The sequence below is a fragment of the Pandoraea anhela genome, assembly GCF_902459655.1.
Classification (GTDB): domain Bacteria; phylum Pseudomonadota; class Gammaproteobacteria; order Burkholderiales; family Burkholderiaceae; genus Pandoraea; species Pandoraea anhela.
The window spans coordinates 60645-74968 of record NZ_CABPSB010000018.1 but is presented as its reverse complement, the minus strand read 5'-3'; the positions used below and the strand labels follow the sequence as shown (position 1 = coordinate 74968).

The 14324-nt window shown below is 63.9% G+C and carries 13 protein-coding genes; 7 read left to right on the top strand and 6 right to left on the bottom strand.

Annotated features, from left to right (window positions below; genetic code table 11):
* Window positions 1-37: 37 nt before the first annotated feature.
* The 3 genes from hpnC to PAN31108_RS20850 all read left to right on the top strand — a co-directional run bounded on the left by hpnC (window position 38) and on the right by PAN31108_RS20850 (window position 3479).
* On the top strand, window positions 38-892 hold the full coding sequence (gene hpnC, locus PAN31108_RS20860; RefSeq protein WP_150670680.1) for a squalene synthase HpnC: 855 nt from the start codon (window positions 38-40) through the stop codon (window positions 890-892).
* Between the two features lie 212 nt (window positions 893-1104).
* Window positions 1105-2055: a DMT family transporter gene (locus PAN31108_RS20855; RefSeq protein ID WP_246184066.1), complete on the top strand. Its 951-nt coding sequence runs from the start codon at window positions 1105-1107 to the stop codon at window positions 2053-2055.
* A gap of 128 nt (window positions 2056-2183) precedes the next feature.
* Window positions 2184-3479: an NAD(P)H-dependent flavin oxidoreductase gene (locus PAN31108_RS20850; protein ID WP_246184065.1), complete on the top strand. Its 1296-nt coding sequence runs from the start codon at window positions 2184-2186 to the stop codon at window positions 3477-3479.
* Window positions 3480-4132: 653 nt separating this feature from the next.
* Here PAN31108_RS20850 and PAN31108_RS20840 read toward each other — a convergent pair.
* The 5 genes from PAN31108_RS20840 to cyoA are packed head-to-tail and all read right to left on the bottom strand — an operon-like array spanning window position 4133 to window position 9139.
* Window positions 4133-5122, bottom strand: coding sequence for a LysR family transcriptional regulator (locus tag PAN31108_RS20840; protein WP_150670678.1), 990 nt, complete (start codon window positions 5120-5122; stop codon window positions 4133-4135).
* A 2-nt stretch (window positions 5123-5124) separates the two neighbouring features.
* Window positions 5125-5496: a cytochrome o ubiquinol oxidase subunit IV gene (gene cyoD, locus PAN31108_RS20835; RefSeq protein ID WP_150670677.1), complete on the bottom strand. Its 372-nt coding sequence runs from the start codon at window positions 5494-5496 to the stop codon at window positions 5125-5127.
* Entirely contained in the window at window positions 5493-6131 is a 639-nt protein-coding gene (gene cyoC, locus PAN31108_RS20830) for a cytochrome o ubiquinol oxidase subunit III (protein ID WP_150670676.1), read from the bottom strand. The genes cyoD and cyoC overlap by 4 nt, the downstream gene beginning before the upstream one ends.
* The gene (gene cyoB, locus PAN31108_RS20825) at window positions 6131-8137 is read right to left on the bottom strand and encodes a cytochrome o ubiquinol oxidase subunit I (RefSeq protein WP_150670675.1); all 2007 of its coding nucleotides are present in this window, start codon (window positions 8135-8137) and stop codon (window positions 6131-6133) included. Before cyoB ends, cyoC begins: the two co-directional genes overlap by 1 nt.
* A gap of 3 nt (window positions 8138-8140) precedes the next feature.
* Window positions 8141-9139: a ubiquinol oxidase subunit II gene (gene cyoA / locus PAN31108_RS20820; protein WP_246184068.1), complete on the bottom strand. Its 999-nt coding sequence runs from the start codon at window positions 9137-9139 to the stop codon at window positions 8141-8143.
* A gap of 172 nt (window positions 9140-9311) precedes the next feature.
* Between cyoA and PAN31108_RS20815 the strand changes: the two genes are divergently transcribed.
* The 3 genes from PAN31108_RS20815 (at window position 9312) to PAN31108_RS20805 (ending at window position 12576) form a co-directional block, all read left to right on the top strand.
* On the top strand, window positions 9312-9803 hold the full coding sequence (locus tag PAN31108_RS20815) for a hypothetical protein (RefSeq protein ID WP_150670674.1): 492 nt from the start codon (window positions 9312-9314) through the stop codon (window positions 9801-9803).
* A gap of 528 nt (window positions 9804-10331) precedes the next feature.
* Window positions 10332-10934, top strand: a complete 603-nt coding sequence (locus PAN31108_RS20810) for a response regulator transcription factor (protein ID WP_150670673.1) — start codon at window positions 10332-10334, stop codon at window positions 10932-10934.
* Between the two features lie 28 nt (window positions 10935-10962).
* Window positions 10963-12576 carry a sensor histidine kinase gene (locus PAN31108_RS20805; RefSeq protein WP_150670672.1) on the top strand — a complete coding sequence of 538 codons (1614 nt, stop codon included), beginning with the start codon at window positions 10963-10965 and terminating at the stop codon, window positions 12574-12576.
* A 46-nt stretch (window positions 12577-12622) separates the two neighbouring features.
* Here the strand turns inward: PAN31108_RS20805 and PAN31108_RS20800 are convergent, their stop codons facing one another.
* Window positions 12623-13186, bottom strand: coding sequence for a PadR family transcriptional regulator (locus PAN31108_RS20800; RefSeq protein WP_150670671.1), 564 nt, complete (start codon window positions 13184-13186; stop codon window positions 12623-12625).
* A 192-nt stretch (window positions 13187-13378) separates the two neighbouring features.
* Between PAN31108_RS20800 and PAN31108_RS20795 the strand changes: the two genes are divergently transcribed.
* Entirely contained in the window at window positions 13379-14284 is a 906-nt protein-coding gene (locus PAN31108_RS20795; protein WP_174995080.1) for an NmrA family NAD(P)-binding protein, read from the top strand.
* Window positions 14285-14324: the final 40 nt, after the last annotated feature.

Sequence of the window (14324 nt, the reverse complement as noted above, 5' to 3'; positions counted from 1 at the left end):
TCCGGGCGGCATTGCCCTTATTTGCCTCACCAGCCTGATGACTTCCGAAGCCAAGATCGAGCACTACGAGAACTTTCCGGTCGCCAGTGTCCTGCTGCCGCGCGAAATGCGCGCGCCGGTCGGCGTCATCTATAACTTCGCACGCACCGCCGACGACATCGCCGACGAAGGCGACGCCACCAACGCCGAGCGCCATGCCGGGCTGGCCGCCTATCAGGCCGAACTCGACAAGATCGCCGCCGGCGCACCCACGTCGCCCGACAAGCCGCTGTTCGCCGCGCTCGCACGCGTGATCGCGGAGCACAAGCTGTCGGTGCAGCCCTTCTCGGACCTGCTCTCGGCCTTCGATCAGGATATCGAGACCAAGCGCTACGCCACGTTCGCCGAGTTGCGCGACTACACGCGCCGCTCCGCCGATCCGGTCGGACGCATCATGCTGGCACTGTTCAAGCTCGACACGCCGGAGAACGTCGCCTGCTCGGACGATATCTGCTCGGCCCTGCAACTGATCAACTTCTGGCAGGACGTGGAAGTCGACTGGCGCAAGGTGCGGGTGTATCTGCCGCAGGAAGACATGGCGCGCTTCGGCGTAACCGATGCGGACATCGGCGCGCAGAAGTACGACGACAACTGGCGCGCCCTGATGCGCTACGAGGTCGACTTCGCCCGCAAAATGATGCTGCGCGGCGCACCGCTCGCCAACCGCGTGCCGGGCCGCTTCGGGCTGGAGTTGTGCTGCGTGGTGCACGGTGGGCTGCGCATCCTCGACATGATCGAAGCGGTCGATTACGACGTCTTCCGCCACCGCCCCCAACTGGGCAAGCGCGACGGCATTCGCGTCTTCCTGCGTGGCCTGTGCATGAAGCTCGGCGGCAAGCCCCCCAGGGGCTGACGCCCTTGCCGAGTCCCGTGGCCCATGACCGCCCGGGACTCGCCGCACCGCACGCCGCTCTTGTGGCACTAACGTTTTTCTCATTTCTGGCGCTTCTCTACGGTCCACGCCTGCTTTACCGTGATGGCATCGTGCGCGCCGTCCACAGTTTCAGCGAGGGACGGCGTAGGCTTCCATCCCCCATCCCCCATCCCCTTGCGGAGTCCGGGCGCGTGAACCTGACTGCCAGCCTGCAACGCCTCGCCTCGCACCGTTCGGCCGTGCGCTCGCATGCCGGCGTGATTTTCGCCATCGTCATCGTGGCATGGGGGGTGAACTGGCCCGTCAGCAAGGCGTTGCTCGCCCACGTCTCGCCTTGGTGGAGCGCGGCGCTTCGGTCGGCCATCGGCATGTCGACGCTGTTCGTCATCTGCGCCCTGACCCGGCGCCTGGTGTGGCCCGCGCGCGGCGACCTGCCCGTGATCCTGAGCGTCGGCCTGCTGCATATGACCGTGTTTTCGCTGCTCGTTGCGCTCAGCCTCCAGTATGTGAGCGCGGGACGCTCCGCCGTGCTCGCCTACACCACGCCGCTTTGGGTGATGCCCGCGGCGCGCCTGTGGCTCGGCGAAGCGCTCACGCCGCGGCGTCTGCTCGGACTCGCCTGCGGCCTGCTCGGGCTTGCCGTGATGTTCAACCCGCTCGCCTTCGACTGGCACGACCGACCCACCGTGTTCGGCAATGCGCTCGTGCTGCTGTCCGCGTTCGTCTGGGCGATCGCCATCGTCCATATGCGTGCGCACCGCTGGGTCAACGGCCCGTTCGAACTCAGTCCGTGGCAACTGCTGCTCGCCAGCGTGATCCTGTGCACGATGGCGTTCGCCGTCGATGGCCCGCCGCGCGTGACCGGTTGGGCAGGATTCTCGGGCCTGCTGACGTATGGTGGCGTGGTCGGGGGCGGCATCGCGTATTGGCTCGCGGGCGTCGTCACGCGGCGGTTGCCCGCCGGCGTGACCTCGCTCGGCCTGCTCGGCGTGCCCGTGGTCGGCACGCTGGCGTCGGCGCTGCTGCTGCGCGAGACGCTCGGGCTCGATGTGTGGATCGCGCTCGCGCTGATCGTCGGCGGCATCGCCCTCGGTACGGTGCCGCGCACTGCGACGCCATGCCGCACCGACGCGCCCCCCTGAGCATTGCCGCGCTTGACCCATCGCAAAAACCGTTCGCCGCGCGAATGCCAGACTGCCGGAACTGCCCTGCCGACATGCCGCAGGCATGCACACGGGCACATTCGACGAATGGGACGAACGGAACTGACATGAACGAGCAATGGTTGACGCTGGCCGGCCGCCGGCTGGTGCCGGTGGTGCAAGGCGGCATGGGAATCGGCATCTCCGCGCACCGGCTGGCGGGCACGGTGGCGAAGCACAACGGCATGGGAACGATCGCGAGCATCGACCTGCGCCATCATCATCCCGACCTGCTCGCCCGCATCGACTGCATGCACGGCAGCCATGCGGCTCACGAGATCAAAGCCGCCATCGAAGCCGTCAACCTCATCGCGCTGGACCGTGAAGTTCGCGCAGCCCGGTCGATCGCCGGGGGCAACGGACTTATCGCGGTCAACGTCATGAAAGCCGTGAGCGCGCATGCGGCGCTGGTGCGTCAGGCATGCGAGAGTGGCGCGGACGCCATCGTCATGGGCGCAGGACTGCCGCTCGATCTGCCGGAACTCACCGCCGGGTATCCGCACGTCGCGCTCATCCCGATCCTCTCGGACTCGCGTGGCGTAAGCCTTGTCCTGCGCAAATGGATGAAGAAGGGACGTCTGCCCGACGCCATCGTCATCGAACATCCCGCGCATGCGGGCGGGCATCTCGGGGCATCGCGCATCGAGGATCTGGGCGAGGCGCGCTTCTCGTTCGACCGCGTGCTCGACGAATGCCGCGAGATTTACGCCGCGCTCGGCATCGAGTGGACACGTGTGCCGCTGATCGTTGCCGGCGGCATCCATCGACACGAGCAAGTGCGACACTGGCTCGACAAGGGGGCGGCCGGTGTGCAATTGGGAACGGCCTTCGCCGTCACCGAAGAGTCCGATGCGCATCCCGATTTCAAGGAAGTGCTGGCACGCGCACGGCCGGAGGACATCGCGGAGTTCACCAGCGTGGCAGGACTCCCTGCAAGGGCGGTGCTCACGCCGTGGCTGACGAAGTACCTCTCGCGGGAAACCGCGTTGCAGGCGAAGGCCAAAGTGCGTCAGTGTCTGGAAGGCTTCGATTGCTTGCAGGCGTGCGGACTGCGCGACGGCGTGGCGCGCATCGGCCAGTTCTGCATCGACCTCAAGCTGGCGCAGGCGCTGCGGGGCGACGTCGCGCGCGGGCTGTTCTTCCGGGGACGCGACCCGCTACCGTTCGGCGAGCGCATTCGCCCCGTCGCCGAGTTGATGCGTTATTTGCTCACGGGCGAACTGCCGGCTGAACCGGCCGGTGAACTGGCCGGTGAACTGGCCGGCGGTGGTGGGGGCGGCGTAGCGGACGAAGCCCGCTCGGCGGCGATGCGCTTGTCGAAGAACGCTGCCAGTGCCGGGTCGTTCACGGTGAGATCGAACTGACGGTCGTCGACGGCCTTGAAATAGCCGTCGCAAAGCTCGGCTTTCGCGGCCTGTGTCGGCTGGTCGTCGATGGCGTTCGAATAAACGACGAACTGCCGCTCGACGAGCCTCGGAAACTGGTTCTCCAGCAGATCGTCGAAGCGCTGCTTCGCCTCAGGCTCGGTGTAGACGGCGGCCAGCTCGGCACGCACGCGCTGGCCTTGCGCGAGGTAGTCGCGATGACGCATCTGCCATGAGCGCAACGCCGCATTGCCGCGCGCCTTCGTCGCCTCGCCGTACAAGCCGCACTTTTGCACGAGCCGGTCGAGGACCTGCCCTACGCCTTCGGGCGAGGCGATGGCCGCGCCCATCAACGCAGCCTCGCTCTCGTACTGCGGGGCCTGCGCGGGCGATGCCGTCGCCCAGACCAGTGCCGCGCCCGCGCTCACGCAGGCGAGCAGGCGTTGCCATGCAGTGCCGTATCGCATGATTGCCACATCGAACCATCAAAGGGGGCGGGCTCGGACGGCCCGCGCTTGGAGATATCGCATCGGCCACGACGTCGATGGCTGCATCTTAGCCGAAGTCGCCGACCTGCGATCCGTCGGCAAAGGAGCAAGGGGGCACGGGGGCAAGCGGGCAAGCGGGCGATGCCGGAAAATCGGCATCGGACATCACGACATCGGCGCCGGACACACGTCCGGCCCGAGCTTCGCGACCACGAACCGCACGAAGTCGTCGAGCTTGGACGACACGTAACGTCCGGCCAGATGCACGAGATGCATCGGCTCGCACAGTTGCGCCTGCGTCTCTAGCACACGTACCAGACGTCCCGCCGCCACCTCCGGCGCGAGCAGGTACTCCGGCAGTAGCGCGATGCCCATGCCATGCACCGCCGCCTGAAGCTGCGCGAGCGGATTGTGCGCGGTCAGGCGTGCGTCGCGCGAGGCCACTACCGTCCCCGACAAACCGGACGTTCGAGGCATGCCGGGCATGTAGGGCATGCCGGCGCTGCCGCCGGCAGGGTCGAACGCCCAGCGACCGAGCAGGTCGTCGTAGCGAAACCCCAGGCAGTCGTGTCCGGCGAGATCGGCAGGCTGACGCGGCGTGCCGCGCCGCGCGAGATAACCGGCAGATGCGCACGCCACGTGCGTCACGCCGCGCAGCGTATGCGCGACCAGCCCCGGCTCCGGGCGGCCGCCCGCCTGAAACGCGGCGTGAATGCCCTCCTCCTCCAGATCGACGGCGCGGTCCTTGAGCGCGAGGTCGAGCGCCACATCCGGATGCGTCTGCAAGTATTCGGCGAAGACCGGCATGAGCAGGTGCGCCCCCAAGGTCGTGGGCGCGCTCACGCGTATCTGCCCGACGGGCCGCGCAATCGCCGAAGCCATCGACGCGCCGGCAGGCCCGACCTCCCCCAACGCATCGGCGTTCTCGATGCGCGCGAGCACTTCCGCGCATTCGGTGAAGTAGCGCTCGCCGAGTGCGGTCGGCACCTGACACCGCCCGCTGCGCCGCAGCAGCGGCTGGCCGAGCCGGGCTTCGAGCGCCTGCACATGACGCGTCGCCGTGGCCGACGACATGCCACAGACCGCCGCACCGGCGGACAGACTGCCCGCGCGCACGACCTGCACGAATACCTCCATGCATTTGAGGCGGTCCATGATCAGTCGCGCAACTTCGCCCGTTCGATCGACATGTGCGTGGGCATCATGTTGTTGTTGGCGTTATGCATCACCCACAGCGAACCCGCGACGATGATCGCGATCAGCCCCGCCGTACACAGGAAGATGACCGAGTTCTGACGCTGGCTGCGCCTCGCCCCGATGTGCAGGAAGTACACCAGTTGCACGACCAACTGCGCCACGCACAGCATGACGATGGTCGCCAGCCCCCAGCCGGGCGGCACGAGTTTGAGCATCACCGCGCCGAACGACGCGAACGTGAGCACCAGCGACAGGAAGAACCCGATGACGTAATCGCGCAGATGGCTTTGCGAGGCATAAGCGCCGTGATCGTGGACTTGAGCGCTCGTCATACGAACTCCCGCAGATAGACGAAAGTGAAGACACAGATCCAGACGAGATCCAGAAAGTGCCAGAACAGGCTCAGACATTGCAGGCGGCGGCGCACCACCGGATCGAAGCCGAAGCGGCCGATCTGGTGAATCATCACCGCGAGCCACAGCAAGCCGCATGTCACGTGCAGACCGTGCGTGCCGACGAGCGTGAAGAACGCCGACAGGAACGCGCTGCGCCCCGGGCCGGCGCCTTCGTGCAAAAGCGCCGAGAACTCATAAACTTCCATGGCGACGAACGCCGCACCGAGCGCGAACGTGATCCAGAGCCAGCGCTGCACGACCGCTTCGTTGCCCGGCCGCATCGACAGCGACGCCAGCCCGAACGTGAAGCTCGAGAGCAGCAGCAGCATCGTCTCGCCGAGCACGAACGGCAACTCGAAGAGCTCGCGGCCGCTCGGCCCGCCGGCCGTGTTCGCCGCAAGCACGCCGAAGGTGGCGAACAGCACGCAGAAGATGAGGCAGTCGCTCATCAGGTAGATCCAGAAGCCGAGCGTCGTGGTGGCGCCGGCATCATGGTGCCCGTGGTGATCGTGGACGGCGCTCCCGGCCGAAGCGCCGTGAACCGGATTGGGGTGAAGGGATGCCGAGGACATCAGGCGGCCTTTTGCAGGGATTGACGCGCAGGAAGCGCTGCACGCAGGTCGGCGAAGCGAGCGTTTTCGATACGCTCCACTTCCGCCGCCGGCACGTAGTAATCGACGTCGCGGTCGTAGGTCCGCCACAGGAACGTGGCGATCGTGGCGATCAGGCTCGCACCGGCCAGCCACCAGATGTGCCAGATCAGCGCAAAGCACATGACGAAGCTGAACGCCGAGACGACGAAACCGGTGCCGGTATTGCGCGGCATGTGGATGTCGTCGTAGTGCGTCGGCGGCGCGTAGGCGAGCCCGCGCACCTTGTCGTCCCAATGCTGTTCGAGCGAATCGATGTGCGGCACATGGGCGAAGTTATAGAACGGCGCGGGTGAGGACGTCGCCCATTCCAGGCTGCGTGCATCCCACGGGTCGCCCGTCAGATCGCGATTGGCGTTGCGGCGGCGAATGCTCACGAAGAGTTGCACGCCGAAGGCCAGAATGCCCAGACCGATCAGTGCGGCGCCGACCATCGCCACGACCAGATACGGCTGCCAGTCGGCCTGCACGTAATGGTTCATGCGGCGTGTCATGCCCTTGAAGCCGAGCACGTACAGCGGCATGAACGCAAGATAGAAACCGACCAGCCAGCACGCGAACGAGATCTTGCCCCAGCGCTCGTTGAGCGTGAAGCCGAACACCTTCGGGAACCAGAACGTAATGCCCGCGAGGCAGCCGAACACCACACCGCCGATGATCACGTTGTGGAAGTGCGCCACCAGGAACAGCGAGTTGTGCAGCACGAAGTCGGCGCCCGGCACGGCGAGCAACACGCCGGTCATGCCGCCGATGGCGAACGTCACCATGAAGCCGATGGTCCAGAGCGTGGCCGAGTGATACCGGATGCGACCCTGATACATCGTGAACAGCCAGTTGAACAGTTTCACGCCGGTCGGGATCGAGATGATCGTCGTCATGATGCCGAAGAAGGCGTTGACGTTCGCACCGGAGCCCATCGTGAAGAAGTGGTGCAGCCAGACGAAGAACGACAGAATGCCGATCGACGACGTGGCATAGACCATCGACTTGTAACCGAAGAGCGGCTTGCGCGAGAAGGTCGCGATGATCTCCGAGAACGCCCCGAACGCCGGCAGAATCAGGATATACACCTCCGGGTGGCCCCAGATCCAGATCAGGTTCACGTACATCATGGCGTTGCCGCCCAGCTCGTTCGTGAAGAAGTGCATGCCGAGGTAACGGTCGGCGGTGAGCAGCGCGAGCGTGGCGGTGAGCACCGGGAACACGGCGACGATCAGGATATTGGTGATGAGCGCCGTCCACGTGAACACCGGCATCTTCATCAGATTCATGCCCGGTGCGCGCATGCGCAGAATCGTGACGATGAAGTTGATGCCCGTGAGCGTGGTGCCCAGCCCCGATATCTGCAACGACCAGATGTAGTAATCCACCCCGACCGTGGGGCTATACCCCAACTCGGAGAGCGGCGGATACGCGACCCAGCCCGTGGCGGCGAAATCGCCGACGAACATCGACATCATGACGAGGACCGCCCCCATCGCCGAGAGCCAGAACGACAGCGAGTTGACGAACGGAAACGCCACGTCGCGGGCGCCGATCTGCAACGGCACGATCACGTTCATCAGGCCCAGCACGAGCGGTGTGGCCACGAAGAAGATCATGATGACGCCGTGCGCCGTGAAGATCTGATCGTAGTGGTGCGGCGGCAGATAACCGGCTTCGCCGCCGGCGGCGATGGCTTGCTGGGTGCGCATCATGATCGCGTCGGCAAAGCCGCGCAGCATCATGATCAGCGCCAGCACGATGTACATCACACCGATGCGCTTGTGGTCGACCGAAGTGATCCATTCTTTCCAGAGATAGCCCCACTTGCGGAAGTAGGTGATGGCGCCGAGCAGCGCCGCGCCCCCGAGGAGCACGACGACGAGTGTGCCCATGATGATGGGTTCGTGCCATGGAATGGCGTCGAGATCGAGTTTTCCGAACATGACTTACTCCGTGAGCGCGCGCTGGGCGGCGGGTTGTGCCCCGGCGTCGCGCTCGGGACGCTGCGCAAGGAGCGCGCGGCTGTCCAGTTGACCGTCCACGCGGCAATTGGCCGCGGCGATGATGTCGTCGATCGCACGGTTGCCCGAGACACGCATGCCTTGCGAGCTGCTGTCCATCGGCCCCATGTACTTGCCGACGACGGCGTCGAACAGCCCCGGCATCACGTTGGCGTAGAGGCCCACCGGCGCGGCAGTGCCCGGCTGTTCGAGCTTGACGTAGGTCGGTGCGTCGAGCGTGTCGGGCGCGGCCTGCGCCTGCCTGACCCACGCGTCGAAGTCCTCCTGCGAGGTGACATGCGCCTTGAAGTGCATATCGGAGAAGCCGGCGCCGCTATAGGCCGAGGACAGGCCCGCATAGATGCCGGTTTCGTTCGCGATCAGGTGCAGCTTCGTCTGCATGCCGGACATGGCGTAGACCATGCTGCCGAGTTGCGGAATGAAGAAGGCGTTCATCAGCGATTCGGCTGTGATCTTGAATTCGACGGGCGTATCGACGGGCAAGACGAGCTTGTTGACCGTGGCGACGTGGTAGTCGGGATAGATGAAGAGCCACTTCCAGTTCAGCGCCACGACTTCGACACGCACGGGCGCCGCGGCCGGTTTGCCGTTCGCCGCCGACGCGACGGACTCGATAGGGCGATAGGGATCGAGTTTGTGCGTCGTCTCCCAGATCATCACGGCGAGCGCCACGACGATGACGACCGGAATCGTCCATACGACGACTTCGATTTTCGTGGAGTGCGACCACTGGGGCGAGTATGTGGCGGCGGTGTTGGTCTCGCGATAGCGCCAGAAGAACACCAGCGTGAGCACGATGACGGGGACGACGACGAGCAACATCACGCCCAGCGCGATCAGGATGAGATGCTTTTCCTGCTCGCCGACGCTGCCCTTCGGGTCGAGCAACGCCAACGTGCATCCGCTCAGGGGCGCCATCGCCATCGCCGCAGCAACGCGGGCGCACCCCGTGCGCCAACCCGTGCCGGGTGTCGTGTCTGCCGTGCCTCTCCGGGCAGGCGAGACGTTATGCATGGACATCTTAAGCCTCTATGTATGTATATATCATTTGCGTAACGCATCTTACGCAGACACATATTCCATACATCGCGACAAAATGACGCAGCCGGGAACCGATGGTGCAGAGTGGCGCCACCGGAAAATTGACGAATTAAGCGGTTTTAAAGCGTTAATCCTGATAGTCGCCCTGACTGCGCTTCTCATGCTGACGATTCGGATACGTCATCGCCTCCAATCCATACATCAGGACTCTCATGTGCTTATCGGAGTTGCGCCATCTCCGCATTGCCGACGTCATGGCGTCAGCCCGTTAATCCTCCCAAACCTCCCAAATCCTCCGATATCGGCCTCGCCTGTATTAATCACAGTTTCGCCGGCAAGGGGCGACGACGATACTTCACTCAACGGCAAACGCAACGACAGCGACAGCGACACAGCGAAACCGTCACGAAGCGTCAGCCGCCTGACCAACGCAACGGAATCAACGGCATTCATTACCGCAAGGAGCCACACCATGCCCGCACTCATCGCCTACGGCTTCGCCTCGATCCTCGGCCTGCTCGGCACCATCGCCCCGGTCTTCGGTTGATCGAAACGCCGCGCCCGCCCACTTACGGAGAACACGACCATGGACCTCATCCTGAACCTCGTCGACAGCCTGTTCTACAGCGAAACCTGCCTCGACACCGGCATGCAGTGCGCCATCCACGTTGGACACGTCTTCGGCTATTGAACCGGGAAACGCAATCACTCGCGCAGAGAGGGCATCGTGATCGAGCCCCTCGAATCGCTGGCACGCATCGGCCTCGATATCGCGCTCGACGTGCTGCCGCGCTTCGCATGACCTGACAACACCGCCCCCTGATCGACACAAGGAGATTCACCATGGTCCGCGCCCTCGCTTACGGGATTGCCGAGCTTTACCAACAGTTCGGGCATCTGCTGCCGTTTCAATGCTGAACGACACATGCTGCCACCATGCCCGCGAGGACCGCCCGACGGTCCTTTGCTTGGGGGCGCACGGTGCGTCGTGTGCAAGTCATTTTCTGAAATTCGTAGTCCGGTGATTTTTTTAGTACGATTTCGGCATTCCATGAGAAAAACCGGGGCCAGCGGGATGTCATCTCCCACCAAAGTGTTTTGCATCGAGGACGACCACGATTCGGCGGACCTGATTCGCGAGGACCTGACAGATCGGGGGTATGTCGTGAAGGTGGCGCACGATTTCTCGGCAGCGCTGGCCACGTTGGCGGCGTTCATGCCGGACATCATCGTCTGTGACGTGAATGTGCCAGGCATGACGGGCTTCGAATTTCTGGAAAGCGCACGCGGCATCATTCAGGGCGAGCGCAAGATTCCGTTCATCTTCCTGACGGGCAACGCCGACAAGGCATCCATCATGCGCGGGCACAGTACCGGCGCCGACGAGTACATGCTCAAACCGGTGGATTTCGACGTGCTCGACACGGTGATTCGCAAGTACACCGAACATGAAGCCGCGCCCGAAGGTACACCGCTGCCGTTCGGGCTCAGCAAGCGCGAAGTGGAAGTGTTGCAATGGTCGGCGAAAGGCAAGACCTCGGCGGAGATCGCGATCATTCTCGATCTGGGCAAACGTACGGTCGACTTCCACATCGACAACGCCCGTGAAAAACTGAACGTCGCCACGCGTACGGAAGCCGTGGTTCGCGCCGCCCTGCTCAATATCATTCAGCTCTGAGCGCGCTATCGCGCCGGGCCTCTCACGCATGTCGAAAGCGTCTTCCTCGTCGTCATCCCGCCGGTCGCTTCCCATTCGGGGGCGCATGTATCTTCTCCTCGCGTTGTGTCTCGCTGCGATGATCGCCGTGGGCGTGGCGGTGCACTATCAGGTCGATTTCGCCCAGCAGCGCGCGATTGCCGCCGAGCGGGCGCAGATCGAAAACCTGAGCGTGCTGGAAGAACTCAACGACTACATTTCGGACTTCCGGACCGTCGAATCGGAAGCGCTCGCCCCGATGTCGCCCAAGGCGCTCGCCGACATTCGCACGGCTGCCAATGAGTTCGACGAGAAGATCAGCGCGGCTTCGGCGCGTTATCAGAAGGTGCTCGTGCACGACGAGTTTCGTCTGGCGTTCTCGAAATTCCAATCGCAGTGGGCGCAGTACCGTCGGGCGTCGAATCAGGTGTTCCAGCTCGCGCAGAGCGGCAAGCTGACCGACGCGGCCAAGTTGTACCGGGGCGAATCGAGCGCCAGGTACACACAGGCGAACAGCACGTTCGGCGCGCTGGTGTTTCGCAGCACCGAGTCGCTGATTCGCGATGTCGAGGCGAAGAACACGCACGCGCGCAAGCATCTGCTGAAGATCGACGCGCTGATCGTGGCGATGATCGTCGTGACGCTGCTATGTCTGATTTATGTGGATGCAGTGATTCTGCGCCCGCTTACGCATCTGATTCGCATGGCGGGGAACGCCGTAGGCGGCAAGGACAAGCTGCGTCTGCCGTGGTTATCGCGTCGCGACGAAATCGGCACGCTCTCCCGGACGTTATCGAAGATTCAGGACAGCACGGCGTCGCTCGTGCGCAACCAGAAGCTCGCAACGGCCAAGCAGACGATTTTGCAACGGGCATTGGCCAACGAGGAGCGCCTGAACAACTTCCAGAAGACGTTCCGTTCGATGGCGACGCACGAGTTCCGCACGCTGCTCAATGTGATCGACGGTCATGCGCAGCGACTGCTCAGCCCGCGTAATGAGGAGGCGGATTCGCGTCCCCGTTACACGAAGATTCGTGAGGCGGTAGCGAAGCTGAACCATCTGATCCAGAACTGGCTGGATGCGGCGCAGAGCGCGTCGCTGGACGATCCGAAATTCGGCAGGCGCGCCGAGCTTTCGCTAGTAGCGCTGTTGGAAGATGTGCGAGGCGTCGGTTCGGACATGTTCCCGAATGCGACGATCACGGTGCAAGCCCCGCAAGGGCTGGACAGCCGGATGATCGGCGACAGCAACGTGCTGTTCCACGCGTTTATCAACCTGGTGAGCAACGCCACGAAGTACACAATGGCGCAACCGGCGATCGACATGCGCGTATCGGACAAGGGAGAGGCGTTCGAGGTGGTGCTGCGCGACAACGGCACCGGTATCCCGGAAGACGAACTCAAGGACATCTTCCAGATGTCGTTCCGCTCACGGAGTAACGCGGTGTTGGAAGACGGCTCCGGCGTGGGACTGGCCGTGGTGCACGCAGCGATCGAATTCCATAAGGGGACGATCAACGTCGCGAGCCAGGTTGGCGTTGGGACGACGTTTACGATGCTGTTGCCGAAGCGGGTGGCGGAGGTCGATGTTCCCGCACACCCCCCAGCCGCACCGCTTGGCTGATCTTCCGGCATTCAAGCCATACGCCCCGCCGGCATCCGGCCTGACATCAGGGTTTCCTGCGGGCGATCATTTCCGCCACCTCGTCGCACCACGCGATATAGGCCTGCTCCGCCAACACGCCGCGACGCGTCACCAGCAGCGGCCCAAGCTGCTGCTCGGTCAGCACGGCCTGCCGCGCGAGAAAGGCATCAAGCTGGGCCTGATGGTCTGCCCGCACCGCACGGATCTGCGTCAACGCTGTCTCTCGCGGCAGCAAGTCGAAACATAACACCCGCAGTATCTGCTCGTCCTTGATGGCCGGGCGCGGCGAAGCGGATGCCACCCAGGCCGTCAGCTTCTCACGTCCGGCAACGGTCAGGCTGTAGATCGAGCGTTCCGGCCCCCGCGTTCCCGGCAAGCGCTCCGATTCGATGAGTCCATCTCTCTCCATCTCGCGCAACGCCGGATACACCGAGCTATGGTCAACCGACCAGCAATGCTGCCCCGCCATCTGCAACCATTTGGTCAGTTCATAGCCAGAACGCGGCTGGTTATGTATTGCTGCAAGAAGAACGTTTTTCAGTGGCTTTTCCTTGCTCGCCCCGGCTTCCTTCCGATCGCTCACTCGCATTTCCTCCTTGACTGCGTCAACACGCACGCCGACTGACTATGTTTTTTTTGACATAGTTAGATTCTCGTGCCACTATGTTATTTCAAACATACCGATCTTAGCATGGACCTGGCGGCGGTTGCGCCAGTGTTCGTAGTGTCGCCCATGGCCGTCGTCATCCCGTTCACTCGTTCCAGTACAAGGAAGCAACTCATGTCCCAAGACACCATCCTCATCACCGGCGCCGCCGGCGGCGTCGGTTCGACCGCGCGCTCCGCCATTCCACTCTTGCTGGCACAAGGTCATCGCGTGCGCGCCATGGTGCGTACGCTGGATGCGCGCGCCGACATGCTGCGTGATCTGGGAGCCGAAGTGGTGGTCGCCGACATGCTGGACATCGTCGCCGTACGTGCGGCCATGCAAGGCTGCTCGGTGGTGTACTTCACGATGTCGGTTTCGCCCAACTTCCTGGAGGCGACCGTCAACGTCGCCGTGACCGCCAAAAGCCTGGGTGTGAAGGCCTTCGTCAACCTGTCGCAAATGACGCTGTCGCAGATGAGCGAGACGCAGACCACCGGCAGCCCGCAACAGAAGCAGCACTGGCTGGCCGAACAGGTGCTGCGCTGGTCCGGCCTGCCTGTGGTGTACTTGCGTCCAACCACCTTCTTCGAAGGTCTGTTCCTGCCGGCGGCCAAGGGGATCCGCGACGACAACGCCATCCGCCTGCCGTTCGGTGACGGCAAGACCTCGCCGATCGCCGCCGCCGACGTGGGGGCCGTCGCCGCGGCTGTGCTGGCAAATCCGGCGCCGCATATCGGAAACGTCTATGAACTGACCGGCCCGCAGTCGCTGACAATGACCGAAATCGCGCAGGCATTCGGCAATGCATTGGGCCGCCCCATCCAGTATGTCAACGTGCCGATGCCGATGTGGGAAGCCAGGCTCCGGGAGGCCAACCAGCCGGCGCATCTGGTCGCACATCTGGTCGTCATGGCCGAGTTGCACCGCGAGAACCGCTACGACCGCATGACCCACACCTTCCAGCAATTAGTCGGTCGCGCGCCGATGTCCGCCGCCGAATTCGCACGCCGCCATGCGGCCGCATTCGCGCCTGCCTGAGCGCGCCTGCCTGATCGCACCCGCCTGATCGCGCCCACCT